Origin of the sequence: Pseudoalteromonas sp. OF7H-1 (assembly GCF_022347825.1) — a bacterium.
GTDB lineage: Bacteria > Pseudomonadota > Gammaproteobacteria > Enterobacterales > Alteromonadaceae > Pseudoalteromonas > Pseudoalteromonas maricaloris.
In genome coordinates this window covers 1-1,422 of record NZ_JAKRFX010000039.1, presented here as the reverse complement: position 1 = coordinate 1,422, position 1,422 = coordinate 1, and the positions used below count along the sequence as shown (strand labels likewise).

The 1,422-nt window shown below is 50.8% G+C and carries 1 rRNA gene; it reads right to left on the bottom strand.

The window, feature by feature from the left end:
* Positions 1 to 54: 54 nt before the first annotated feature.
* Positions 55 to 1,422 (bottom strand): 23S ribosomal RNA (locus MHN30_RS23690); the annotation flags it as partial.

Sequence of the window (1,422 nt, the reverse complement as noted above, 5' to 3'; positions counted from 1 at the left end):
TTTGTCTACTTTAGTCTATTAACTTCTGTCGCTTATAAACCACTTTGGCGTTGTATGGTTAAGCCTCACGGGTAATTAGTACGAGTTAGCTTAATGCCTCACAGCACTTCCACATCTCGCCTATCAACGTTGTAGTCTTCAACGGCCCTTCAGTTGACTCTAAGTCAAAGTGAGAACTCATCTCGAGGCCTGCTTCCCGCTTAGATGCTTTCAGCGGTTATCAGTTCCGAACGTAGCTACCGGGCAATGCAATTGGCATCACAACCCGAACACCAGCGGTTCGTCCACTCCGGTCCTCTCGTACTAGGAGCAGCCCCTCTCAATTCTCAAACGCCCACGGCAGATAGGGACCGAACTGTCTCACGACGTTCTAAACCCAGCTCGCGTACCACTTTAAATGGCGAACAGCCATACCCTTGGGACCGACTTCAGCCCCAGGATGTGATGAGCCGACATCGAGGTGCCAAACACCGCCGTCGATATGAACTCTTGGGCGGTATCAGCCTGTTATCCCCGGAGTACCTTTTATCCGTTGAGCGATGGCCCTTCCATTCAGAACCACCGGATCACTATGACCTACTTTCGTACCTGCTCGACGTGTCTGTCTCGCAGTTAAGCTTGCTTCTACCATTACACTAACCGTACGATGTCCGACCGTACTTAGCAAACCTTCGTGCTCCTCCGTTACTCTTTGGGAGGAGACCGCCCCAGTCAAACTACCCACCAGGCACTGTCCTCAACCCCGATTCAGGGGCCTAAGTTAGAACATCAACACTACAAGGGTGGTATTTCAAGGTCGGCTCCACAGAAACTAGCGTCTCTGCTTCAAAGCCTCCCACCTATCCTACACATGTAGGGTCAATGTTCAGTGCCAAGCTGTAGTAAAGGTTCACGGGGTCTTTCCGTCTAGCCGCGGGTACACAGCATCTTCACTGCGATTTCAATTTCACTGAGTCTCGGGTGGAGACAGCGTGGCCATGGTTACACCATTCGTGCAGGTCGGAACTTACCCGACAAGGAATTTCGCTACCTTAGGACCGTTATAGTTACGGCCGCCGTTTACCGGGGCTTCGATCAAGAGCTTCGCCTAAGCTAACCCCATCAATTAACCTTCCGGCACCGGGCAGGTGTCACACCGTATACGTCATCTTACGATTTTGCACAGTGCTGTGTTTTTAATAAACAGTCCCAGCCACCTGGTCACTGCGGCTCTCGTTTGCTTACAGAGCAAGTCCTTCACAAACAAGAGCGTACCTTCTCCCGAAGTTACGGTACAATTTTGCCTAGTTCCTTCACCCGAGTTCTCTCAAGCGCCTTAGTATTCTCTACCTGACCACCTGTGTCGGTTTAGGGTACGATTCAGTATGAACTGAAGCTTAGAGGCTTTTCCTGGAAGTAGGGCATCAACAACTTCACCACCTT